Source organism: Sporobacter termitidis DSM 10068 (genome assembly GCF_900130065.1).
Lineage (GTDB): Bacteria > Bacillota > Clostridia > Oscillospirales > Oscillospiraceae > Sporobacter > Sporobacter termitidis.
The window spans coordinates 1-23,743 of sequence record NZ_FQXV01000015.1; the positions used below are offsets into that span (position 1 = coordinate 1).

The following is a 23,743-nucleotide window of genomic DNA, read 5'->3' on the forward strand; positions in this document are numbered from 1 at the left end:
CGTGGCTGTCAGTATACGAGCAAGGATTACAAACGGCTGCTGAGTAGCAATAGCATCTTAGGAAGCATGAGCCGCAAAGGCAATCCATACGATAATGCTCCGATGGAATCCTTTTTTCAGACACTGAAGACAGAATACCTTTACAAAATTGCCTTCAGTACGATCGAGCAGGCCGAACGGTGTCTAAAGCAATGGATCGATGTCTATTACAATTGCCGAAGGCTTCATTCAGCTTTGGGTTACAAATCGCCGCTATTCTACGAAATCTCAAGATATCACCCGTTTAACTTGTCCGCATGAGCCAGTACGGCGCAAATCGCCCCTACAGGGGCTGATGCACAGAGGCGCGGCACAGGAGACAATCCTCAGTCGGCCGACAGCGCCTTTGCCAAAGGAGCCTTACGGGGACGGCGGGCGATTGATAATCGCCCCTACATAAGCCATAAGGATATGCCGTGGGGACGGCCATTGGCCGTCCGGGGTTGTTGGCGCGGCGGCGGCCTGTGGGGAAGGACCGACGGGGCGATGTGGGCATCGCCCCCTACGAGAGATTCGACGGGAAAACAGGCTTGTATTTGATGAAAAAGGGCTTCTATTGGATGGTTTGGGGCTGATTTTGAACGAAAATGCCTTGTAAAGCTTTGATAAGGGGCTGGAGTGACGCGGTATTTTCCTTGATATGTTACGAGAGTATTAAGCGTTTGGGGCTTGAAAAGTGGTCAAAGCGTTGCGGTTGCTGGATAATTGATTTTTGAGAATCTCGATTTGTGCTATATTTATATTTTTAAAAACGCCGAATGGAGGCGTTTGTCGTTTTATGTCGAATGAGTATGCGGGTGGGTAGACGGCTTTCTTATAACGAAAAAAGCACGCTCAGTATGTTATACTGAGCGTGTCGGCGAGGATCACAGCGCCGCCGAGAAGACGGGCCAGTTATGAAAAAGTCGCCGGGGCGCGGCACAGGAATCCCTCATCCGGCGCTGCGCGCCACCTTCCCCAAGGGGAAGGCTTGGCTTCCCGCCTTCGCGGGAATGACACCGTGGGTCCGAATCCGTCTTCCCCGGCTCCCTCAGACGAGGGAGCTGTCGCCCGCAGGCGACTGAAGGAGGGAACGCCTCCCGGCGCGGCACGGTACAAGAGGGCAGGCATAGAACCCTGCCTTTACAGAATACCCTCATGTTCTATGTCGGGGAGATTCACGAATCGTCCCGCCGCGATCAACGCATGCCGCGGGGGCGAACGCAGCTCGGCCTCCATGGCGCGAAAAACAAAACACCGGCGCGATGCTTAAAACATCGCGCCGGAATTTTAATACATGTGGTGGAGAACTGCGTTATTCCGTATAACCGACTGTCGTATCGATGCCGACCGTGCCGGTCGCGCCGTCCCAGGTCACGCCGATATTAAAGGCCTTGGCCAGGTCGCGCAGCTTGAAATAGTTGTTTTCGCCTATCGTATAGGCCGTTAAAGCTATTTCCGTACCATCCTGGATGATTTTCGATGCGTTCGGAACGGCATCCTTGACCTTGCCGTCTCCGGCGGCCAGTTCACCGCCGACCAGCGTATAAGCGGTTCTGGACGTTAAGCGGATGGCGTTATTCTCGCCGTCCCAGGTGACCTCAAACTGCTTTTCCGAGCCGTTGACGGCCTTGGCGAAATCGCGCAGCTTGATGTAATTGTTCTCATTGATGACGTAAGCGTCAAACGAGACCTGTGTGCCGTCGACTATAATTTTGGAAGCGGCGGGCGTTGCCGTCACGGCCTTGGGCGTCGTCGGATTTTCATTGGCGTTGCCGCCGACGTTGATAAAGACCTGGGCTGCGCCCAACAGGTTGTCATACTGGAATTCCACGTAATAAGTACCGGGCTCGGTCAGAGTGACGGTGCAGCCCGCCAGGTAGCTGTAAACGTAGTCGTCGGGGGTCACGCTGCCGGCGTCAATGGTCTTATCATTGCCGTTGATATCCTCGATCTCCACCTGGCCGGAGGTATATTTAATGGACTCGTCGAAATCAAAGGCAAAGATATTCCCGTCCTGATGCAGCTTGTAAACGTCAAAGAAAGCTGCGTCGTCCAGCGTTTTGATTGTCACCGGCGCGGCGGCGTTATAAGCGGCGTCGATGGTCTCGGCCGTCGTCCATAACTCGTCCCCGTCGTCGCCCTTCACCGTTACCTTTGTGCCCTTATCGAGCTCAAGCGTGGAGGTGACATTATTAATTTCCAGCTGCGGTTTGGCCGGCGACAGTTCCTCGATAGGATAGCCGTTGACCTGCACGGTTTTCGTGTCCGCGGCAAAGGCCTGTGCACATAACAGCGACATGGTCATGACGATGGAAAGAGTCAGTGCTGTGAAGATTTTCAGTTTTTTTCTCATTAATTCTTCTCCCTTTTTTTATTTATATTTATAAATAGCACCATAGTTTATATCGGCCCTTTGCCGGAAAAATTTATGGTGATATAAAAAATAAATCGGAATTAAAAATGAGGAACATTGCCATTATAGCCCTCTTGGTTTTTTACCGCAAGCTTAAATGCGGATTTACTTTGCCTGATGCAGCGCTTCCGCCATGGCTTCCCCCTGCGCGCGTGTGGGCGGAACGGTGAAGTCCGCGTTCAGCGGCAGAAGACCCCATTTCCATGCGCTTCTTATAGCCTCCTCATCCCAGGCGCCGGCCAAAAGCGCTTCCGGCGGCGTGCTGCCCGTCATATCCTCCGGCGCCGGATTAATGGCTTGAACGGTCCTCACGAGAAATACTGCCGCCTCCTGCCAGGTCATGATACGCGCGCCGCTAAACGCATCGCTGCCGGTGCCAGCGGCGACAGCGCTGTCTTTGGCCCAGCTGAGAGCGGGCAAATACCACTCAATGCCGAACAGATCGGAAAAAGGCAGCTGCTCCGGCGTTTGCTTCGGGCTTCCGGCGGCGTCGTAGAGCATTGCGATAAAGCGGCTCCGGGTCAGGGGGGCGGACGCCCGGTTTTCGGGTTTTATACCGGCCGGGTCGGCCAGCAGCTTTTCGACGCAGGTATCCCGCCCGTCCATATAGTCTTTCAGCGTTTGCGGAATGACCACGTCCGGTATCAGGGGCTCCACGCCTTTGCCCGCGGCCGCGTCAAATATGCCGCTCAGCGCAATGTATTTTGAGGACACCTGGGCTTTGAGCCCGGAGTTCGGCAGCTGGAAGACATTCACGGCGCCGAAGTGATCGACGCTGCCGCTTGTGGCCTCGCCCGCCAGGACGCAGCCCATCTCCTGCAGTTCCACCGCGTTGATGATCCCGGAGGAAAACGTGCCCTCTCCGACCAGTGCCGTCACCTGCAGGCCCGTTGTGTCCAGCTCCTCCCGCAGCAGCATCAAAAGGGGGACGATCACGCCGTCGGAGCCGCCGCCGTTGTTCCGCAGGTCGACCAGAACACGCTGGTAACGGCCGGCGTCCAGCGCCGCTTGTATCCGGGCGCAAAAGGTCTCCATCGGCAGCTCCGGGTCCTCGGCGCACTTGTTGTACTGAATATAATAGGCATTGCCGTCCAATGCCATGGCGGAGTAATATGTGCTGTTTTGCGCCGTTTTCGGCGTGCTTTTGCGCGCGTCGGACAGCTTGGCCACGGACAGCTGATTCAGGCCGGCACTGTCCGTCGCGTTCAGTGCCAGGTCCTTTTCCTGCCCCGCGCTGTCGCGCAGCGTCAGGATCAGCGGCGCGTCGCCGCTGACGACGCCTGTGTAGCGGTAGAGCTCCTCCGCGTTGCAGGACTGCCGGAAATCCCGCCGCAGCTTGACCTGATTGTCGGCGCTGGAGATAATTGAAAAACGCTGTAAAACCTGCGCCATCGGCAGGCCGTTTATGGCTGTCACCTGTGCTCCAATGAGGTCCTGCCGGGCGGTTTCCGCGGCGCTCAGAATCCACTGCCCGTCGAACCAGTTGAGCGCGAAGGGATAAAAACGGCTTTCCTCCGCGATGCTGCTGATCGAGAGCTGTGTGTGTGAATCCTCTATGAGGGCGACAAGGCTCTGCAGATCAAGAATATACGCCGCGTTGCTATCGGTATCCAGGCGCGACTCGATCTCCGCCTTCCGGGTCAGAAAGGCGCTTTCCGGCGTATTGGCGTAAATATCGGGGTGGCGTTCTTTAAGATTTGTGTAAAGATAGTCCAGGTCCGCCTGCCGGGCTTCGGTTCGGGCGCCGGTCTCGCTCCCGGCGAATTCCGCCCCGGCGCTCAGCGCCAGAGCCGACGCCAGGAAAAAGACGCCTGTGAGGTACAAAAGCTTTTTGAATTTGCCCATAAAAGCATTCCTTCAATGTATTATTGTATTAGATTAATAATACAATAATACAATCGCGGAGGAAATTCAAGTATTTATATGAACTAAAGGAAGTCCGTGCCAGCGCCTCCGGCGAGATTTCAAAAAGTAAAATCGAGGAACGTCAAGCTGCGGCGTTCCTCGATTTTACAATATATATTAACTTTGTACAAAGCGTTCAACACAGAGGTTTCCCGATATCAGACAACGGGATTGTTTGCCCTGATTACTCGCCGAAATATCTCTTGAGGAGTCCCGCGAACGCCCGGCCGTGCCGCGCCTCATCGCGCGCCATTTCGTGGACGGTATCGTGGATGGCGTCCAGGTTGAGTTCCTTGGCGCGCTTGGCAAGATCAGTTTTGCCGCCGGTGGCGCCGTTTTCCGCTTCCAGACGCATCTGGAGGTTCTTTTTTGTGCTGTCCGTGACGACCTCGCCCAGAAGCTCGGCGAATTTCGCCGCGTGCTCGGCCTCGTCATAGGCGGCCTTTTCCCAGAAGGCGCCGATCTCGGGATAGCCCTCGCGGATGGCGACCCGCGCCATGGCCAGGTACATGCCGACCTCGGAGCACTCGCCGTTAAAGTTCATGCGCAGATCATTGATGATATCCTCGGGCGCGCCCTTGGCAACGCCGACGACATGCTCGGCTGCCCAGGTCATGTCTTCGGACTGCTCTACAAATTTCGAGGCGGGCGCCTTGCAGACAGGGCACTGCTCCGGAGGGGCGTCGCCGACATGGACATAACCACACACGCTGCAAACATACTTTTTCATAATTTTATACCTCCATTAAATTAAACTGAATTGATTAAGCGTTTTATTTTGAAAAAGCCTTTTGAGACTTGTTGCTGCAGTTCAGGCATCTGCCGTAAAACGTCAGCTGGCGGAACAGAACGTCCACATTGTTTTCCGCCTCGACCTTTTCCGTGAACGACGGATCGAGCGCGGCGTCGACATCGAGAACGTCGCCGCAGTCCAGACAGATAAAATGCGTATGCTCTTCGACATTGCCGTCAAACCGCTCCTGCCCGTTGACCACACCGACCGATATGATCAGTCCCTCGTCTTTAAAAACAGAAATATTTCTATAAACAGTGCCAAGACTGAGATCGGGGATCTCTTTTCTCAGCTCCTCATAAACCCATACGGCTGACGGATGCGTCGTCGTACTGCAGATTTTTTCGAGGATGGCTTCTCTTTTCCGGCTGTGTTTTTTAATTGAATTCATTGATCGACCTCCCTAAAACAATAATGATAATTATTATTGATGTTAATATAGCACACATTATTTTGTTTGTAAAGAGGTTCTCAAAATTTTTTTTGGCGGGGCCTTCGGAGGTAATTTTAACACCGCGCCGGCATTTTATCCGCCGGCAGGTAAAGACCGGGGCGGGATAAAATATAAAGCCGGGCGCGCCCCTGCTGCTGCGGCGGGAGCGCGCCCGGCTTAACTGGAGAGGGCCGGCGCTTGGACTTATGGCGTTTATACGGGCGCTCAGCGGGGCGTCTTGAGCTGCTTTGCCACCTGGTTGATACCCGTTGCCGCAAGGCCGCTGACGATGCCGATGGCAATGGCGTTCAGATAATCGGAGGCGGGGTAGGAGGGCATGATCATCATGGCGAGTACGCCGATACCCCCGCCGAGCACGCCGCTGATGATCGGCAGCCATTTTCTGTTGATCGGCGTGGTTTTTAATATTTCCATAACAAGGTAGCATATGACGGTAATGGCGGCGACGGACGTAAAGCCGAAATCCATAGTTATTCCCCTTCCACATAATACTTGTACTATGTCTATATGACGGCCGCCGACGCGTCAGAACCGATTGAAAGGAAAAACAATACAAGCTCCGGACCGCCGTCGTATTTTCATCGAACGGCCGGAAATCTCGCAATTATCTGTTGAAAAAAAGAGACCATTGTAATAGTATTACTATATTGTGACAGGATGACTATAAAAAGGTAAAAAATTGAAATATTATAAATGTATGGATAAATTTCGGGCATTGGGGGGCGGATAATGAATTGTTCTGCAATGAAAAAACTGCTGACGAATGATTTTCGCTTTAAGCCTGATCATCCCGAATACAGGCGGGTTTATCTCGTTAATGTCATATTGCTCCTGTATATCGCGTTGTCCGGCATTTTCGCCGTGCTGAACGCCATAAGGGGGACGTATTTCGTGGCCGCCACCGAGGCCGCCGCCGCCGTTTTATGCCTTGTGACCCGGTATGCTTTTCATAAGACAAACCGCGTGGATGTCTGCGCCTGGGCGCTGATCGCCATCATGGCCGGCATGGCGGCCGCCGTCTTTGCCGGCGCGGGCGACGTGTATTACATATTCACCTGGATCTGCGTTTTCCCGCCGGTGGCGTTTTTTTTGCTTGGCAGCAAAAAGGGACTGGCGGTTTCTCTTATCATTCTTGCGGCAATGGCGGCTTTTCTGGCGTTCAGCTATAAAAGCTGGGGTGCCTCTGAATTCGGCGCCGTCTCCATTGTAAATCTCTCTGTCACGTTTGTCTCGCTGGTTCTGCTGATCGCCTATTTTGAAGTGAGCAGGCAGGAGGCGGCGGCTGTCGTGCAGCAAAAAAACAGCGAGCTGGAGGCCGCGAACCGCGCGCTCACCGAGAGCAGGGAGCAGCTCCGCCTGATTCTGGACTCGGCCGCCGAGGCCGTCTTCGGCGTGGACATGAACATCCGCTGCACCTTTTGCAATACGAGCTGTCTGGAAATGCTCGGCCTGAAGAGCCCGGAGGACCTGCTCGGCAAGGATGTCTATGCGCTGATCCACTCCCGGCGCAAGGACGGCGAGCCCCTGCCGCGGACGGAGTGCAACATCATCAGGACGTGCATGGAGGGCATCGCCATCCACGCCGACGACGAGGTGTTCTGGCGCCCCTCCGGGACGAGCCTGGACGTGGAATACAATTCATATCCGCAGTACAAGGACGGCGAGCTCATCGGCGCGGTCGTGACGTTTATGGACAACACGCTCAAGAAGGTGCACGAGCAGCAGATCGAATATTACAGCTCCCACGATTCCCTGACGGGGCTCCTAAACAGGAGCTGCTTCGAGACGATGCTGCGGAAAATCGACGGCAGGCAGAATCTGCCGATTTCCGTTATCATGGGAGACCTCAACGGGCTGAAGCTGACAAACGACGTTTTCGGCCACGCCGCCGGGGACGATCTGCTTGTAAAAACGGCCGACATTCTCAGAAAGATCTGCCGGTCGGAGGACCGGATCGCCCGGTTGGGCGGCGACGAGTTTGTTATCCTGCTGCCGAAGACGCAGCTCCAGGACGCGCAGGTCATCATGTCCAGAATCCGGGAGGTGCTCGCCAGGGAGCAAGTCAACGAGATCCGGTGCAGCATGTCGCTGGGCTGCGACACGAAGTCGGACGGCAGACAAAAGCTCGCCCAGACAATGAAAAACGCCGAGAACGAAATGTATAAGGAAAAAGCGCGCAGCCGCAATAAGGTCAATGCCGATATGCTCAACGCCGTCATCATGGCGCTGTACGGCAAAAGCCCGCGGGAAGAGCGGCATTCGGCCAATGTGAGCGAGCTGTGCAAAGCCATCGGCGAGGCTCTCGGCCTGCCGGACACGGAGGTCGCGCAGCTCAGAAGCGCCGGGTTTATGCACGACATCGGCAAAATCGGCATCGACACGGACGCCGCCGGCAAACACGCCGGGGATGACCTTGAGGAAGAGGCGTCGGAATACAGGCAGCACCCCGTCATCGGCTACAGGATACTGAATTTGTTCGACAATACGCTGAGCCTGGCCGAAAGTGTCTACAGCCATCATGAGCGCTGGGACGGCACGGGGTTCCCCCGGGAGCTCAAGGGCAGCGAAATTCCGCTGGCCGCGCGCATCATCGCCGTGGCGGGGCGGTATGACACGCTGCTCAACGACCGCGGCGGGGAAGTCCCCGACCACGAGGCGGCGCTGCTGGAGCTCCAAAAGGAGGCCGGTACCCGGCTCGACCCCCATATCGTCGATGTTTTTGTCCGGATGATGGGCGGAAAAGGGCAAGAACTCGAAAATGCCGCCGGCATATAGGCCCGGCGCCGATTTTGTGAAAAGGAGAACCTGGATTCGCCTGTTCTGCGGATAAAGCGATATGTGCGGCCGCCAGGAAAAGAAGATGGAAAACCCGATCAGCGTACAAAAGCCCGAGCGGCTCTGGACGAAAGACTATATTATCGTCATGCTGGCGTCCTTCGGCACTGCGTTCTGCAACTACATATTCTTTACGGCGCTGCCGCTGTATGCCCAAAAGGTGAGCGGCTCGGAATTTTACAGCGGCCTGATGCTGACTGTCTATTCCTTTGCCGCGCTCCTGGCAAGGCCGTTTTCGGGCATCTTTTCGGATAAATTCGGCAGGGTCAGGCTGCTGATCATCGGAGCTTTCATCTGCGCTGTTGCCTGTGCCCTCTACGGCATCACGACGGCCATCATCCTGCTGCTGGCCATACGCGTTATCAACGGCTTCGGCTTCGGCATGCATTCCACGTGCGCCGGCGCCGTGGCCGCCGACGTCATCCCGAAATCGCGCATGTCGGAGGGCATCGGGTATTTCGGCCTGTATGCCACGTTTGCCGCGGCCTTTGCGCCGTTCATTGCCCTGACGGTCGTGGGCAAGGGCGAAATCAGGGACTTTCAGCAGCTGTTCTTTATCGCCGCCGCGCTCTGCCTCGCCAGTATGATTTTCGATTGCTGCATCACCTACGAGCGCAAACGGAAGAAGGCCCTGCGCGAGACTGCGCTTCAAGGCGGACAGAGCAAAACCGCCGCCGGGCCGGCGGCGGAAGAAGCGGCGGCAAAGCCGGCGGCGCCTCTGCCGAAAACGTTTCTCGGCTTTGAGTACGCGGTGTTCCAGCCCATGGCTGTCCTGATCCTCCTGTTTTTCGCCCAGAGCAGCATCAACACGTTTCTGACGCTGTTTGCCGAGGCGCGCGCGCTGGGCAATATCGGGCTTTACTTTACCATCAACGCCGTGGGCCTGTTTGCCTCGCGCGTCCTGTTCGGCAGGCTGACGGACAGGCTCGGCCCGGACATCGTCGTCATTCCCGGCATCATCGGCATCGTGGTGTGCCTGGCGGCGATCCCGTTTGTCCATACGCCGCTTCTGCTCTATATCATCGCCGCGCCGATGGGGCTGGCCAGCGGGGCCGTCTATCCGGCCATCAATTCCATGATATTTCTCCGGTGCTCGCCCCAGAGAAGAGGCACGGCGTCGGCGGCGTATTTCGCGGCCATCGATATCGGCTTTATGATCGGCGGCCTTGTATTCGGCGCCGTCGCCGACACGCTGGGCTACAGCGTCGTTTACTGGGCGGCCGCCGTGCTGACGGCACTGGCGCTGGGGCTGTACCTGAAGGCCGTGGCGGTGAAGAAGCCCGCGAGGGCGAACATTTAAAATGATAACAGGTATTCCCGTTTTGCCGGCTGCTGTAACTATACACAGGGCGCTTTCCTTATCAGTCCGGCAGGTACCGCAGCAGCGAGATTTTGAAGAGGCAATTTCCGTTCAGGTCCATGTAGCCGAAGCTCTGCTCGTCTCTGACCTCCAGCAGGTCGCACTGCTCGCTGCAGTAGGCGGCGCCCTTGCCGAAGAATATCGTTTGGCCGTCCTTCGTCATAACGGCGTACGTCTGATTGGAGCCGTCGGGGGCGTAGCTGGTGAGGATAATATAGACGTCGCCTGTTTTTTTGCTGGTGACGATGGTGGGGCTGACGTTTTGGGTGAGGGGGACAACCTCCTTGCCCTCCAGCGTCATGATCCCCTCCGACCAGACGTCTTTGCCGCTGTCATAGCAGCCGACCAGCCCGCCCGACACGAAGTTGATGTTTTTTACGCCGCCGAGCAGATGCTTTTCGCTGCCGTTCAAAAGCACGGCGCCGATGTCCGTTGTGTAATAAAACCAGCCGTCGTACAGCGGTGTGAGGGTATGGCCGTCCGCTGCCAGCTCTTTGAAATCGTCGCCGTAGTACCGGGAATTGCTGCTGCTGTCGTACACGCCGTAGGTTTTGGCGTCGTACTGGGTGATCATGTTCTTGTTTTGAAACAGAATTTTCCCGGCGTCATCGATGACGGCGTAGCTGTCGTCCTGCAGCTGAACGATGTTCCGCCCGTTGACAAAGGCGGCGGCATAGGTATATTGCGGCTTTATCACAAGCTGAAAGCTCCTGTCGATAAAGCCGATAAGGCCGTCCTGCGTGACGCGCGCGCGGCCGCCGATAAAGGCCCCGCCGTCGGCGTAGTCCGTATAAGTCTCTTTGCCGGTCAGCGCGTCGATATATACCGTTCTGCCGTCGGACAGCGGGAGCCCGATGAGCCCTTCGCCATAACCGTCGCTGAACATGTAAGAGGTTTTCGACGAGAGATATTTATAGCAGCCCAGCGACTTTGTATTGTACAAAAGCTTCCCGCTGTAATCTAAGATATCAAAGTCGTTCGTTTCGGCATCGCGCATGCCCATGAACACCTTGTCGGTGAAGTAAATACGGATGTAATCGAAGGGCGTCACCCAGCTGCCGTCAAGGGCGCAGGCGGCGTGGCGCTCGCTGTTCCAGGGATTCTCCCTGTCGATATCGTCGGCCACTTTTTCGAGATCGTAAGCCGGGGCAAAAGCACCCGCATATTTGCCAATATCGAAATACTGGCCCGTATAGACGTTTGTGTAAACAGGGTCGGTGACGATCTCGGCGTTTTCGGTGACAAGGCCGTACATATTGATGGCTCTGTAAGCGCCGCCGTCCCTGTACATCGTTTCGCCGAGATACGGCAAAAGCTGTCCGTAGTTTCCGGAGGGCTGCAGCCCGGGGAGCGGGCCGTCGGAGAGGCGCGTATATTTCTCTTCCGGCGGCTTGTACGGCGTCAGTCCCGAATAGTCGGTTTTAACGCCGGAGTGCCAGTCGGTGACGGCGGGGGAGGGCGGGCTCTGGGTATTCCGGCCGTCGGACGCCGGCAGCTGGGCACACGCGGCGAGCGTCAGCGCCGGGAGCAGGACAAGGGCGGCGATGCGCTGCCGGATACATTGTTTCATCAAAGCGGCTCCTATCCCTGGACCGGCACGTAGCCTTCGGTTTTAATCAGGTTCTGTCCCTCGGGGGACAGCAGCCAGTTATACATGACGCGGGCCGGGCTGTTCTCCGGCTCTTTGGCGGAGATAACCGCGTAATACGGGTTTAAAAACGGATACGATTTGTCGGCGATCGTCCCATCGTCGGGCTTCACGCGGTCGATCGAGAGAATCTTGAGCCCGTCGGCCATCTTCATGTCGTCGGCGTAATAATATACCGTGTAGCCGATGGCGGCCGACGAGCCGTCAAAGCTCCTGACGGCGGAAATGAGCCCCTCCATCTCGGCGATCGTATAGCCCTGCGGCGCCTCCGCCATCTTGAGGTCCTTCATGACGAGCTTTTCCATCAGAGACTGGCTGCCGGATTCGGCGTTTCTCTGAAAGGCCTCGATTGGCAGATCCGCGCCGCCCACCTGCTTCCAGTTGGTGATCTCGCCGGTGTAGATCTTTTGGACCTGCTCCGTCGTCAGGCTGTCGACGGGATTGGAGGCGTTGACGACGAACACCAGCGCGTCGGTGGCGATCGGCGCCATGTCATAGGTGAAGCCCGCCTGTTTCATCTCTTCAAACACGGAGGTGTTCGGCTCGGCGGCGATGAGAATGTCGGAGCCGCCGTCCATGAGGTTCCGAAACGACTGCGTCGTTTTGCTGAACTGCGCCAGCTCCGCAACATTATCCCGCGACTCGCCCAGCAGGACGCTGGCGACCGCCTGCCCCAGCGGTATCGTCGAGGTGGAGCCGTCCATCCGGGGGAAGTTTTCCCGCGTGAAGACAAATTCCTCCTCGGACGGGGAAGGCGATATGGATGGCGACGGGCTACCCCCGGCGGATGTATCCGCCGGACTCGGGCCGGCCCCGCCCGGCACCGTGCCGCAGGCGGAGACGGCGAGCAGAAGTGCCGCAAGAACTGCCGGGATGATAATCTTTTTCATTTTGTACCTCCGAAACGCAAAATTTGTCTGGATTGAGTGCTTGAGTCCTCCTGCCGGGGATAGGAGCCCCGTGCTGGACTTCTTTTTGAGAAATGGTATGATAAGGGAAAAAACAATGGAGGCTCCTATGGTGACGAAACCGGTATCAGAGCCGATACGGCGGTCATCGCTGAGATATAAAGCCGCCGTCATTTATCACAGTGCCCGCAGGTACGCCGTGTGGCTGGCGCGCCGGCGGCAGTTTGCGGGGGAAATTGAGAAAAGCCTGCTGCCCTGCGTCTGTTTTCACCACGAGACGCTTCTGCTCCGGCAGCTTAAGGACGTGGATATGCGCCTGCAGCGCAATAAAATCACAAATCTCCGGCTGGCCGCGGCGAAGCTCGACGGCGTCGTCGTGCACCCGGGTGAAACCTTCAGCTATTGGAAGCTCATCGGTAAGCCGACGTATAAAAAAGGCTATCTGGACGGCGTCATACTCAATTATGGCAGGGTGATGCCCGGCTGCGGCGGCGGGCTCTGCCAGCTGTCCAATCTCATCTATTGGATGACGCTGCACACGCCGCTGGTTGTAACGGAGCGCCACCGCCATGGGTATGACGTCTTTCCGGATTCCGGCCGCACGCAGCCCTTCGGCAGCGGCGCGACCTGCTTTTATCCCTACGGCGATTTGATGGTGCGCAATGAAACGCCGTACGATTTTCAGCTTTCCGTCCATGTGGGGCCCGAAAACCTCGTCGGGGAGTGGCGGTCCGAGCAGCCGCCTGAATATCAATATGAAGTTGTCGAAAAAAACCACTCTTTCAGCAGCGAATACTGGGGCGGCTTCAGCCGGCATAACCAGCTGTACCGCCGGACGTACGATCTTGCGGGCCATTTTATCCGGGAGGATTTTATCACCGAAAACCACGCCCTCATGATGTACCCGCCGTTTATCGACGCCCCGACGGGATGACAAGGTCCGCCTGCTCCCGGTGAAACGGGATAGAGGCGCGGCCCCTGATTTCAGTCCGGCAGGCTGTTTAAAAGGGATAGACGAAAGACAATGTTGCCGTCAAAGTCCGCGTAGGCGAAAAACCGGTTGTCGTAAACGCAGAGGAGGCCCGACAGCGCGTTATATTCGGCGTTGCCGCCGCCGGAAAAGAGCTTTGTGCCGTCCGCGGCGTAAACGCCGTAGGAGGGGCGCTCATAGTCGGAGCTCGCGAGTATAACAGCCGTTTTGCCGGAGGGACCGGTAACGACATCTTTGATGATATCGTCATAGCCTGTTTCGGCGAGCGTTTTGCCGTCCAGCGTCATGAGACAGGCTTTTTCGTCCGCCGGGAACTGGCAGACGATGAAATTCCCCCGGGCCGACGTGACAAGGCAATCCCCCGGCAGCTCGTACGTTTTGTCTTTGAAATACAGCGTCGTTTTGCCGTCCGCCCGGACGCAGACACCGCCGCCGGGGATGTAGCTCAAAGCCGTCTCATCCGCCGCGCCGAGCTCCTTGAGATTGTTGTCCAGCACGTGAATTTTCCCGGCACTGTCCGCGTAGGCGATACGGCCCGATTCGTCCGTATCGTAGAAGCCTATAGACCAGGCGGTCAGGAGCGTGTGCCCCTTTTTGTCGATCAGCTTGCCCTGGCCCCCGGACAAGTCCACATACGCTCTGCCGTTGTGAAAGGCACCCGCGTATTGAGCGGCCATCGGCGCGATGACAAATTTGAAGCTCTTGTCGATATACCCCCACCGGCCGTCTTTTTTGACGGCGGCCAGGCCGTCGGAAAAGAGCTTGGCATACTCAAAGCCGGTGTCGTGATACGCGCCGGTCAGCTCGTTGAGGTAACCGCCTCTGACCGCGCAATAGCCCTCGCCGTAGAACGTCTCGTCAACACGATAATAAAACAGCGGGTCGAGCTTATCGGCGCAGGGGAGGTCCTTCAGGTTATAGAGGATGTGCCCGCCGTAATCCATCACGTCGACATCGTTTGTTTTCCAGTCGCGCACGAGCATCATAACCTTGTCAAGGCAATACACGTTTGTATAGTCAAAGGGCGTGACCCAGCTGCCGTCCGGCGCGCAGACGGCGTGCATTGCCCAGGCGCCGCCGAACCACTGGCCTTTGTCCGGGGGGACGTAGGGGTATTTCGCCAGGACGTAAAGCGGCTTTGAATATGTCTCATCCCAGGATGCGCCGTAATACGTGGCCTGGTACGCCTCGGAATAGACGTCGTCCGTCACCATTGTGCCGTCTGCCGTCACGAGCCCCTTATAGGACAAGTCAAACCCGGTAAATGTGGCGTCGTAAAATACCTCCCCCACATACGGCAGCAGCAGGCCGTAATCCTTAGAAGGGACGAGCTCGGGCATCAGGCCCTCCTTCAGGCGTGTATAAACGTCCTTGTCCGGGGCGTAGGGCGCGAGCGCGGACCAGTCCGTTTTGACCTTCAGGCCGGAGCCGGGAGAGAGAACCGGCGCCGGAGAAGCGGAAGGCCCGCCAGAACCCGGGGGAGGAGAGGCATGGACGCCGCAGGAGGATAAAAGCGGCAGAAGCGCCGCCAGAAGCACGGCAATGGCGCGTTTTCTCATATCGAAGCCTCCCATTATCCATATGACGCTCAGAAAAAGAAAAAGTTTCCAACCAGATCGTACCTAAAAATACCAGCACTGTAAACCACAAACGCGGAACAAATATTAAACATTTGATGACAACATCGCATAAAACGCCGAAAAAGTAACAAAGCCATGCTATCGAAAAAGCCCTTTGAGCTTTCTCGGCAGCATGGCTTTGCCGATGTATAAGCTTTTCAGTTTTCCGGTGCTCCGGGGGCTGGCCCGGGGGACGCATCCCCGGAGGGACGGCCGGCGTGTATGATCTTCATCGGGGCGGACTTGAAGAAGACGGAGAGCACGATACCGGCAACGGCGACGATGGTGCAGAAGAGGAAGACGTCGTGGATGCCGCCCAGCAGGACGTTTTTGGCCCCGTCGACGGCGGCGCCCACGGCGCCGGCCTGCTCGGGCGGCGTCTGGCTCACAAGCTGGCCCAGCGCCTCCTTGTTGGTGATCATCTGCGGGTCCTTCAGCGCGGACTGGATGCCGGCCGGCACGCCGGTCAGGTCCAGCGACATAAAGCCCCTGGCGATGGACGACGTCATGATCGTGCCGAAGATCGCCGAGCCGATGGTGGAGCCGATCGTCCGGAAGAACTGCGTGGCGCCGGTGGCGGCGGCCAGCTGCTCGATGGGCGCCGCGTTCTGGACGTTGATATTGGCGATCGGCATGGTCAGGCCGATGCCGCCGCCCAGAATGACCATATTGATGATGACGGTCATATACGTCGTCGCCACGGTCATCCGGGACAGGAGCAGCAGGCCGGCGGCGGAGGCCGCGAAGGCCAGGACGGTGAAAAACCGGAAAAGATTGCTCTTGTTCGTCGCCAGGATGCCGATGAAATTGCTCGTCACCATGAGCGCGATGGTCATCGGCACCGTCACGGCGCCGGACGTGGTGGCGGACGTGCCGAGGATGCCCTGGACAAAATAGGGGATATACATGATGGCCGCGTACATGACGGCGTTGGAAAGAAAGGCCACCAGGAGCGTTACCCAGATGGCGCGGTCTTTAAAAAACGTCATGGGGATGATGGGGTTTTCCGACCGGGACTCCACCACCACGAACAGCACGAGCATGACGGCGGATAAGGCGAACATGCCGATGATCTGGACGGAGCCCCACGCGTACGTCGTCCCGGCAAAGCTGAAAGCCAAAAGCATGGGGACAAGCGTCAGCACGATGAACAGCGCGCCGGGATAGTCGACCTTGCTGCTCTCATTCTGGGCCTTGAAATTCGGCATGAACAGGACGATCAGGACAAGGGCGGCGACGCCGATGGGGATGTTGATGTAAAATATCCAGCGCCAGCTCATGTAGTCCGTGATGAGCCCGCCGATCAGCGGCCCGATGATGCTGGAAAGGCCGAAGACGGAGGTGACGATGCCCATGTACTTGCCGCGCTGCTGCGGCGGGAAAAGATCGGCCACGACGGTGAAAACGCTCGTTGTGAGGATGCCGCCGCCCAGGCCCTGGACGCCCCGGAACAAAATCAGCCAGAGCATGCTCTGGGACAGCCCGCAGAACACCGAGCCGACAAGGAAGGTGAAGATGCCGATCAGGAAAATCGGCTTGCGCCCGAAGATATCCGCAAGCCCGCCGGAGATGGGGATGACGACGGTGGAGCACAGCATGTAGATCGTAAACGGCCAGGCATAGTGCTCCATGCCGTGCAGCTCGTTGATGATCGTCTTCATCGCCGTGCCGACGATGGTGGAATCCAGCGCCGCCAGCAGCAGGCTCGCCATCAGGGAGACGATGATGAGCACAAGGCGCGTTCCATGGATGTTTTCTGTTTTCAAACCTTCTTCTCCTTAAAACGATTGTTATTTATTGATGAGATTATATCATTGGCCGTACAAGACGGACATTCGGTAAAATTGCCTATCTTGCACCGAAAATTCCGTGCGTTATTATCGACATTTGCCAATTGACGTTGTCGGTGCAGTTAATTATAATTTAATCATGATTAAATCAAAGGTAAACCGAGATTAAATTGTAAAGCGAGGCGCTGCAATGGATGAAAACACACCGGATGCCAAAGAGCGCATCATGAATACGGTCGTCGGGCTCATGCTGGAGGGAAAGGACCTCACCAGGATCACAAACAGGGAGATCGCATCCCTGGCGGGCGTGAACAGCGCGCTGATCAATTACTATTATCAGTCGAAGGAAAATCTTTTGAACCTGGCTGTCGGGGCCTGCATGTCGCAGATGGCGGATCAGCTTTTGGAAGACACGCCGGGCGGCGCGGCGCCGCGGCAGCGGCTGAGGAATATGATGCGCGGCATCTCCCGCTTCGCGGTGGAGCACCGCTTCCTGTCGGAGATATCCATCAGTGCCGAGTTGAAGGGCGGCAACGAAAACACTGTCCGGACCATCCTGCCGATCCTGAAGGAGATATTTAAAGAAAAATCCGAGAATGAGCTGAGGCTTCTGGCGCTGCAGCTCATCGTCCCGCTGCAGGTGATCCTTTTACACCCGACGGCGTATAAGAAAAGCCTCAATGGGGATGTGTCGGACCTGGACGTCGGATTCCGGCTCCTGGATATTTTTATTGATAATATCATCGGGCAAGCCCGGTAAAGGAGGACTCACAATGAAAGCATTCAGAATCATCATGCGCGTCATTTCCATCACGCTGCTGGCGTCTGCAATGATCTGCGGGCTGTACCTGCGCGGGCAGGGCACGCCGGTCGACCCCGGCTCCCTGCAGTTTCATATGACGATCGGTATCGCGGCGGTCATTTTCACCGTCGTAACGCTCTTTCTGCCAGGGAAAAAGACAAAGCAGTAATTTCAGGTTCTCAAGGAGGGGGAGAAATGGGTTTTTCAGAAGGGCTCCGGGAAAGCGCGTTCCCGGCCAGCCGGCTTTCCACAATAGATATCTGCGCGCTGGGGCTGAAAAAGCACCATATCGCCGCCCTTTTGGAGGTCGACGTGACACAGGCCCGGGCACTGTTTCGCCGGTACAGGGCGCAAAACGGCGAGAGCCTGTCCTTTACGGCCTGGGTCGCCCATTGTGCCGCGGCGGCGGCGGGGGAATTCCCGCAGATCGCCGCGTACCGCAGCGGCCGCCGGAAAATAGCGGTCTCCGGCACCATCGACGTGGCGGTCGCCGCCGAAAAGCGGGCCGGCGGGCATGACGTGCCGCTGCCGTTTGTCATACGGAACTGCGGCGGCAAAAGCGTCGGTGAAATCCACCGGGAGGTCCGGCAGGCGCAGGAGGAGCGGGCGGACGAGAAAACAGTCGTCCTGGGCAGCGGCGGGCTGCGGCGCGCCGCTGCGCTGTTTTATAAAATGCCGGCCTTTTTGCGGCGCTTCATCTGGAAGACGTTCCTGCTCCGGCCAGGGACGGCCGTCAGGACGATGGGGTCCGTGATGGTGACGTCCCTGGGGATGTGCGGGGACTGCGACGGATGGTTTATCCCCATCGGCATCCATCCGCTGGTCCTCGCCATTGGCAGCATCACCAAAAAGCCGGGTGTCGTCGACGACCGGATCGCGGTCCGGGAATATCTGAAGCTGACGGCCCTTGTGGACCACGACGTCATCGACGGCGCCCCCGCCGCCCGGTACATGACCCGTTTTGCCGCGCTGCTGCAGTCCGGCGACGGGCTGTAGACCGCCGGAGGCGTCTTCCAAATAACCGCTTGTCTCCGGCAGCGCGGCGGAATATAATGGAGGAAACCTCAACGAAAGGAAAGACGTCATGAACTATACGACCATGCTGCCCCTGGAGACTCAGTTCGGCGACTTCAAGGCTTATTTCAACGCGGCGGCCGTCCGCGGCGACGGCGGACTCGTGCTTGTCGACACCGGCCTGCCCGGTTTCCTGCAGAAAATTGAGGAGACGATGGCGAAAGAGGGGCTGCAGCTCTCCGAAGTTACAAAGATCATCATCACCCACCACGACGGCGACCATATCGGGTCTTTAAAAGCGGTGCTCGATAAATATCCGGGCATCGAGGTCCTGTCGACGGCGGAGCAGGCGCCCTATATCGAGGGGAAGCAAAGGCCGCTCCGGTTGCAGCTGGCCGAGAAAAAATACGCCTCCTGCACCTCGGAGGAGGAGAAAAGGGCCCTGGCCGAGGAGATACAGCGCCTGTCTGTCCTGGAGACGATCGGCAAGGTGACTGTCGTGGCGGACGGGCAGGTCCTGCCGGAGCGCGGCATCAAGATCATCGAGGTCAGCGGCCATATGCCCGGCCACCTCTGCGTATACGTGCCGGCGGACAAGGCGCTCATCACCGGCGACGCGCTCACCGCCCGGGAGGGCAGGCTCAACCCGCCGGACCCGAAATTCACCCTCGATATGCCCACGGCGATGAAGTCTCTGGAAAAGCTCCTTGACTACGATATCGAAAACGTCGTCTGCTACCACGGCGGCCTCGTGACCGGCAATATCGGGGAAAGGCTCCGGGAGATCATCAAAACGGGGAAATAAGATACAGCAGAAATATTGAAACAGGCGGGCGTTATCCGGCGGGATGCGCCCGTCTTCTTATTATTATTCGCAAATTAATTATCGTAAAACAATAAAAAATTATTGCTTTACAACATTGACGGCGGTATAATCGATCCGTGGAGCTCAGAAAAAAGCGCCGAGGTGGATCATGAAAAAGAAAATCCTGCTGATACAGCCCGAAAACGCGGAGATCAACCGCTTCAGAAGGAAGCAGTTCAATAATTTCGTCCAGATCACCATGCCGTATCTGGCGGCGTTTATCGACGAGGCGCTTTACGAGATTACGCTGGTGGACGAATACAACGAGAAGATTCCCTTCGACCGGTTTTTCGATCTTGTGGCGATCACCGTCAACACGCCCAACGCTTACCATTGCTACAAAATCAGCCGCATCTTCCGGGAGCGGGGCGCGCGCGTGGCGCTGGGCGGGCCGCACGTGACGCTGATGCCCGACGAGGCGCGGGCATATTGCGACCATATCCTTGTGGGCGAGGGCGAGGAGACGTGGCCCCGCTTCCTGCGGGATTTTTATAATGGCCGCGCGGGGGGCGTTTACGCGCCGGTGTCCCCGCCCGCTTTGAAGGACCTGCCGCCGCCGCGCTGGGAGCTGCTCCGCCGCCGCTTTTCCGTTATGAAAAGCGCGGTCTTCTCAACGCGCGGCTGCCCGTATCATTGCCGCTACTGCAATCTGAAGCAGATCTACGGCGACGGTTTTCGCACGCGCCCGGACGACGAGGTCCTCCGCGAGATCGGAGGACTGAAAGCAAAGCATTTCGTGTTCTGGGACGACAATTTTTTCGCCGATAAGCGGCATGCCCTGGCGCTGATGTCGGGCCTTAAAAAGCTCAAAAAACGCTGGGCCGCGCAGGTGACGCTGGCCGACTGCGACGACGACGGCCTGCTGGAGGCCGCGCGGGACGCCGGCTGCCTGTATCTGTTTGTGGGGCTGGAGTCCTTTTCCGACGCGTCGCTTAACGACGCGGGCAAGGGGGTGAACCGTGTCGGCGACTACGGGCGCATCATCGGTATGATCCATCGCCACCGCATCCTGGTCCAGGCGGGCGTTGTCTTCGGCTTTGACAGCGACGGCCCGGACGTTTTCGAGAAAACGCTCCGGGCGTGTGAGACGCTCGGCATCGACGGGGCCACCGTCAGCATCCTGACGCCGCTGCCGAAAACGCCGGTCTACGCCCAGCTGAAGGCCGAGGGCCGCCTGCTGACAGGGGACTGGAGCATGTACAACGGGAAGACACACGTGGCCTTTCAGCCCAAAAACATGACGGCCCGGCAGCTGTACGAGGGGTATACGGACTTCCGGCGGCGTTTTTATTCCCTGCCGTCCTTTTTAAAGCGATACCGCGTGTCAAAAACCCGGCTGCCGTACAGCTTCTTGATGAATCTCGGGTACCGACTGGCCATCCGCGGGAGCGCCTATGAAGAAGCGCCGGCCGGAAAGTCAACCGTGCCGGAACCCCGCTGTCAGCAGCGCACACAAAAAGCGGAGCGCTAGAACATGGCGCTCCGCTTTAGCCTTTGGGCAAAAGTTGTGCTTGACAGTTGGCGAGAAAAGCGGTAATGTTTCACCAGAATGAACATTCACTCTGAGGAGGGGGCGCCATGACGGAAAAGGCAAACGACAAGATCGCGGCGATTTTTGAAGCTACACTGGCGCTCATCTCCGAGCAGGGACTTCACGCCACGCCCATGTCGCAGATTGCCGCCCGGGCAAAAATCGGGATGGGCACGATTTATCATTATTTTCCCAGCAAGGAGGAGCTGATCAACGCGCTCTTTCTTGAATACAAGGTACGGCTGCTCCGCTTTATCACGGCCAATTACGCGCCCGGCGCGCCGGTGCGGGAATCCTTTAAAACGCTCCTGAGGAACATGCTTGCCTATTACGCCGAAAACCCGGCGGAGCTCAATTTCCTGGAGCAGTGCGAGAACTCGCCGATCATCACCGAGGACACGAAACGGGAGGGGATGCGTTCCGCTGGTGTCCTCTCTGAGCTGTTCTGCCGTGCTAAATCGGAGAACCTCATTAAGGACATTTCGTTTGATATTCTCGGCGCGTTGCTCTCCGGCGCCATCATCGCGCTGGCAAAGCTGTGCCTTTCCGGCGCGGTGGGCCTGGACTCCCCGGAGCTCGACTTGTCGCTGGAGGCAATGTGGGATATGCTGAAACGCTGAAATATTTTATTTTTGAGTTAAATAGAATGAACATTCACTCTAATAATGAAAGCAGGGGTCATCAATGCTATATCGCGAAATGGGCAAAACGGGGGACAGGGTCTCGATTCTCGGGTACGGCTGCATGCGCTTTCCGAAGGACGGCAATAAGATCGACGAGGCCAGAGCGGGAAAGCAAGTCATTTCCGCCATCGAGCGCGGTGTAAACTACTTCGACACGGCCTATCTCTACCGGGGGAGTGAGGCGACCCTGGGCAATATCCTGTCGGGGGGCTACAGGGACAAGGTCATGATCGCCACGAAAATGCCGCCCATGAACATCAATTCCCGCAGGGACATGGACAAAGTGCTCGAAATGCAGCTGGAGCGGCTGAAGACGGACCGTATCGATTATTATCTCGTTCATATGCTGGGGACCATGGAGGGCTGGCAGCGGCTCAAGCAGCTGGGCATTGAGGATTTTTTCGATAAGGCCCGGCAGTCGGGGAAAATCCGCAGGGTCGCATTTTCATTTCACGGCGGGCGGGAGCAGTTTATCAAAATCGTGGACGATTACCCCTGGGACATGGCGCAGATCCAGTATAACTATGTGGACGAGCACAATCAGGCCGGTAGGGAAGGGCTGGAGCATGCCGCCGCCAAGGGCATCGGCATCTCCGTCATGGAGCCGCTCCGGGGCGGTTTCCTCGTCAATAAGCTGCCCAGACAGGTGCAGGCCGTGTGGGACGGCGCTGAGGCCAAACGCACGCCGGCGGAATGGGCGCTCCGCTGGGTCTGGAACCACCCCGGCGTCTCGCTGCTGCTGTCCGGCATGAATGAGGAGGCTCAGCTCGACGAAAACATCCGTCTGGCCGGGGAAGTCCTGCCGAATTCCCTGACCGGGGACGATATGAAGGTCTACGAGACGGTGCGGGATATTCTGACGAAAACCGTCAAGGTCGGATGCACCGGCTGCAGCTACTGCATGCCGTGTCCCGCAGGGGTCAACATCCCGTACTGCTTTTCCGCCTATAACGACAGGTATATCTACGATGACAGAAAACAGAGGATGTTCTACATGGGCGTCACGGCAGGGGTCGACGGGGGCGGCAGGGCGTACGCTTCGCTGTGCAAAAATTGCGGTGCCTGCGAAAAGAAGTGCCCCCAGAGCCTCCCGATCCGCAGCCTGCTAAAGGACGTATCGAAGGAGATGGAGCCCTTTTATTTCAGGCCACTGTCCGGCCTGATCCAGGGCTACCTGAAGGCGCGGGGCGGTCCGGGCAAAAAAGCAAACGGATAAAAATTCAGGCTTGGAGACAAGGACATCCGGCGGCTTCAGTCAGCTGAAGGCGCCGGATTCTTGCACCATGGGACGCGCATATACGGAGTTTTAACTTGAAATGACGGAAAATCGGGCTATAATTGAAGCATCACAGCATAATGGGGTGGTATCCGGGATGGTGCGCCTGGGAGATCGGATCACCGGCTGGCTCAGTAAAGCCATCGACAGAAAATATACGCTGCATGCGCTGGAAACAGGGAGGATCACCGATAAGATCTATGTTTTCAAGACAGACACGGCGAACTTCTACGTTTTCCGCAGCGGGGAAAATTTCATCTGCTTCGATACGGGCTACAGGCCGTTTTTGAGCCGGGAAGAGCTCAAGAGCCTGAATATCGACCCGGAAAGGGTCACGCATGTCTTTTTGACCCATGCCGATATCGACCACGTCTGGGGTCTCCGCCTGTTCAAGAGGGCCGCGGTGTATCTGTCCGAGGACGAGGAACCGCTGATTCGGGGCATACGCCCGCTGAAAAGCGCCATCCGCAGCCCGAGGCTCCGCCGGCCGTACCTGCTCCTCCGGGACAACGACGTCGTCACCGTGGGGCCGACCAGCGTCCGGGCCATCGCGACGCCGGGCCACACGCCGGGCTCCATGGCGTATCTCGTGGACGGGACGTATCTCTTCCTGGGCGACACCTGTAAGCTGAAGGACGGCCAGGCCTACGCCGGCAAGCACTATACCATGGATTACGAAACGCAGAAGGAATCCATCCGTAAGCTGGCAGGGCTTAAAAACGTGGACTACGTTTTCACCGCCCACAGCGGCTATACCCAGGATTTCAACGCGGCTTTCGACTATTGGAAAGAGGCCGGAAAAACGGGCGGGGCGCCCGGCTTATTTTAAGGAGAT

The 23,743-nt window shown here is 57.4% G+C and carries 21 protein-coding genes; 12 read left to right on the forward strand and 9 right to left on the reverse strand.

The window, feature by feature from the left end:
* Positions 1-300, forward strand: a 300-nt coding sequence (locus tag BUB60_RS16770; protein ID WP_143162394.1) for an integrase core domain-containing protein, incomplete at its 5' end; no start/stop codon positions are given.
* A gap of 1,033 nt (positions 301-1,333) precedes the next feature.
* Here the strand turns inward: BUB60_RS16770 and BUB60_RS16775 are convergent.
* The 5 genes from BUB60_RS16775 to BUB60_RS16795 form a co-directional block, all read right to left on the reverse strand.
* A complete protein-coding gene (locus BUB60_RS16775; protein WP_073081640.1) occupies positions 1,334-2,374 on the reverse strand; it encodes a stalk domain-containing protein in 1,041 nt (346 codons plus the stop codon).
* Positions 2,375-2,539: 165 nt separating this feature from the next.
* Positions 2,540-4,279, reverse strand: a complete 1,740-nt coding sequence (locus BUB60_RS16780; protein WP_073081643.1) for a S41 family peptidase — start codon at positions 4,277-4,279, stop codon at positions 2,540-2,542.
* A 244-nt stretch (positions 4,280-4,523) separates the two neighbouring features.
* Positions 4,524-5,069, reverse strand: a complete 546-nt coding sequence (locus BUB60_RS16785; RefSeq protein WP_073081646.1) for an NADH peroxidase — start codon at positions 5,067-5,069, stop codon at positions 4,524-4,526.
* Between the two features lie 43 nt (positions 5,070-5,112).
* A complete protein-coding gene (locus tag BUB60_RS16790; protein WP_073081649.1) occupies positions 5,113-5,523 on the reverse strand; it encodes a Fur family transcriptional regulator in 411 nt (136 codons plus the stop codon).
* A gap of 267 nt (positions 5,524-5,790) precedes the next feature.
* Positions 5,791-6,054, reverse strand: coding sequence for a phage holin family protein (locus tag BUB60_RS16795; protein WP_073081653.1), 264 nt, complete (start codon positions 6,052-6,054; stop codon positions 5,791-5,793).
* A gap of 261 nt (positions 6,055-6,315) precedes the next feature.
* Here BUB60_RS16795 and BUB60_RS16800 point away from each other — a divergent pair, with 261 nt between their 5' ends.
* Both BUB60_RS16800 and BUB60_RS16805 read left to right on the forward strand, forming a co-directional pair.
* The gene (locus BUB60_RS16800) at positions 6,316-8,361 is read left to right on the forward strand and encodes a diguanylate cyclase (protein ID WP_084726574.1); all 2,046 of its coding nucleotides are present in this window, start codon (positions 6,316-6,318) and stop codon (positions 8,359-8,361) included.
* Positions 8,362-8,446: 85 nt separating this feature from the next.
* On the forward strand, positions 8,447-9,721 hold the full coding sequence (locus BUB60_RS16805; RefSeq protein ID WP_159435450.1) for an MFS transporter: 1,275 nt from the start codon (positions 8,447-8,449) through the stop codon (positions 9,719-9,721).
* A gap of 61 nt (positions 9,722-9,782) precedes the next feature.
* On the opposite strand, the gene BUB60_RS16810 is transcribed toward BUB60_RS16805, so the two are convergent.
* Positions 9,783-11,351, reverse strand: coding sequence for a WG repeat-containing protein (locus BUB60_RS16810; protein ID WP_073081678.1), 1,569 nt, complete (start codon positions 11,349-11,351; stop codon positions 9,783-9,785).
* Positions 11,352-11,362: 11 nt separating this feature from the next.
* On the reverse strand, positions 11,363-12,319 hold the full coding sequence (locus BUB60_RS16815; protein WP_073081681.1) for a PstS family phosphate ABC transporter substrate-binding protein: 957 nt from the start codon (positions 12,317-12,319) through the stop codon (positions 11,363-11,365).
* A 127-nt stretch (positions 12,320-12,446) separates the two neighbouring features.
* Between BUB60_RS16815 and BUB60_RS16820 the strand changes: the two genes are divergently transcribed.
* Positions 12,447-13,271, forward strand: coding sequence for a VanW family protein (locus BUB60_RS16820; protein WP_073081684.1), 825 nt, complete (start codon positions 12,447-12,449; stop codon positions 13,269-13,271).
* A gap of 50 nt (positions 13,272-13,321) precedes the next feature.
* On the opposite strand, the gene BUB60_RS16825 is transcribed toward BUB60_RS16820, so the two are convergent.
* Together BUB60_RS16825 and BUB60_RS16830 are read right to left on the reverse strand one after the other, a co-directional pair.
* Complete coding sequence (locus tag BUB60_RS16825) at positions 13,322-14,887, reverse strand: WG repeat-containing protein (RefSeq protein WP_073081687.1); 1,566 nt, start codon at positions 14,885-14,887, stop codon at positions 13,322-13,324.
* A gap of 218 nt (positions 14,888-15,105) precedes the next feature.
* Complete coding sequence (locus BUB60_RS16830; protein ID WP_073081690.1) at positions 15,106-16,713, reverse strand: MDR family MFS transporter; 1,608 nt, start codon at positions 16,711-16,713, stop codon at positions 15,106-15,108.
* Between the two features lie 214 nt (positions 16,714-16,927).
* Between BUB60_RS16830 and BUB60_RS16835 the strand changes: the two genes are divergently transcribed.
* From BUB60_RS16835 to BUB60_RS16870, 8 genes are all read left to right on the forward strand, one after another.
* Positions 16,928-17,497: a TetR/AcrR family transcriptional regulator gene (locus tag BUB60_RS16835; RefSeq protein WP_073081693.1), complete on the forward strand. Its 570-nt coding sequence runs from the start codon at positions 16,928-16,930 to the stop codon at positions 17,495-17,497.
* Between the two features lie 13 nt (positions 17,498-17,510).
* A complete protein-coding gene (locus BUB60_RS16840; protein WP_073081696.1) occupies positions 17,511-17,708 on the forward strand; it encodes a hypothetical protein in 198 nt (65 codons plus the stop codon).
* 26 nt (positions 17,709-17,734) lie between these two features.
* Positions 17,735-18,535: a 2-oxo acid dehydrogenase subunit E2 gene (locus tag BUB60_RS16845; RefSeq protein WP_073081700.1), complete on the forward strand. Its 801-nt coding sequence runs from the start codon at positions 17,735-17,737 to the stop codon at positions 18,533-18,535.
* Between the two features lie 88 nt (positions 18,536-18,623).
* Positions 18,624-19,358: an MBL fold metallo-hydrolase gene (locus BUB60_RS16850; RefSeq protein ID WP_073081703.1), complete on the forward strand. Its 735-nt coding sequence runs from the start codon at positions 18,624-18,626 to the stop codon at positions 19,356-19,358.
* Between the two features lie 169 nt (positions 19,359-19,527).
* Positions 19,528-20,889 carry a B12-binding domain-containing radical SAM protein gene (locus BUB60_RS16855; protein ID WP_073081706.1) on the forward strand — a complete coding sequence of 454 codons (1,362 nt, stop codon included), beginning with the start codon at positions 19,528-19,530 and terminating at the stop codon, positions 20,887-20,889.
* Positions 20,890-20,996: 107 nt separating this feature from the next.
* Positions 20,997-21,569, forward strand: a complete 573-nt coding sequence (locus BUB60_RS16860) for a TetR/AcrR family transcriptional regulator (protein ID WP_073081709.1) — start codon at positions 20,997-20,999, stop codon at positions 21,567-21,569.
* A 64-nt stretch (positions 21,570-21,633) separates the two neighbouring features.
* Positions 21,634-22,848, forward strand: a complete 1,215-nt coding sequence (locus BUB60_RS16865) for an aldo/keto reductase (protein WP_073081712.1) — start codon at positions 21,634-21,636, stop codon at positions 22,846-22,848.
* A gap of 157 nt (positions 22,849-23,005) precedes the next feature.
* Positions 23,006-23,737, forward strand: a complete 732-nt coding sequence (locus BUB60_RS16870; protein WP_073081715.1) for an MBL fold metallo-hydrolase — start codon at positions 23,006-23,008, stop codon at positions 23,735-23,737.
* Positions 23,738-23,743: the final 6 nt, after the last annotated feature.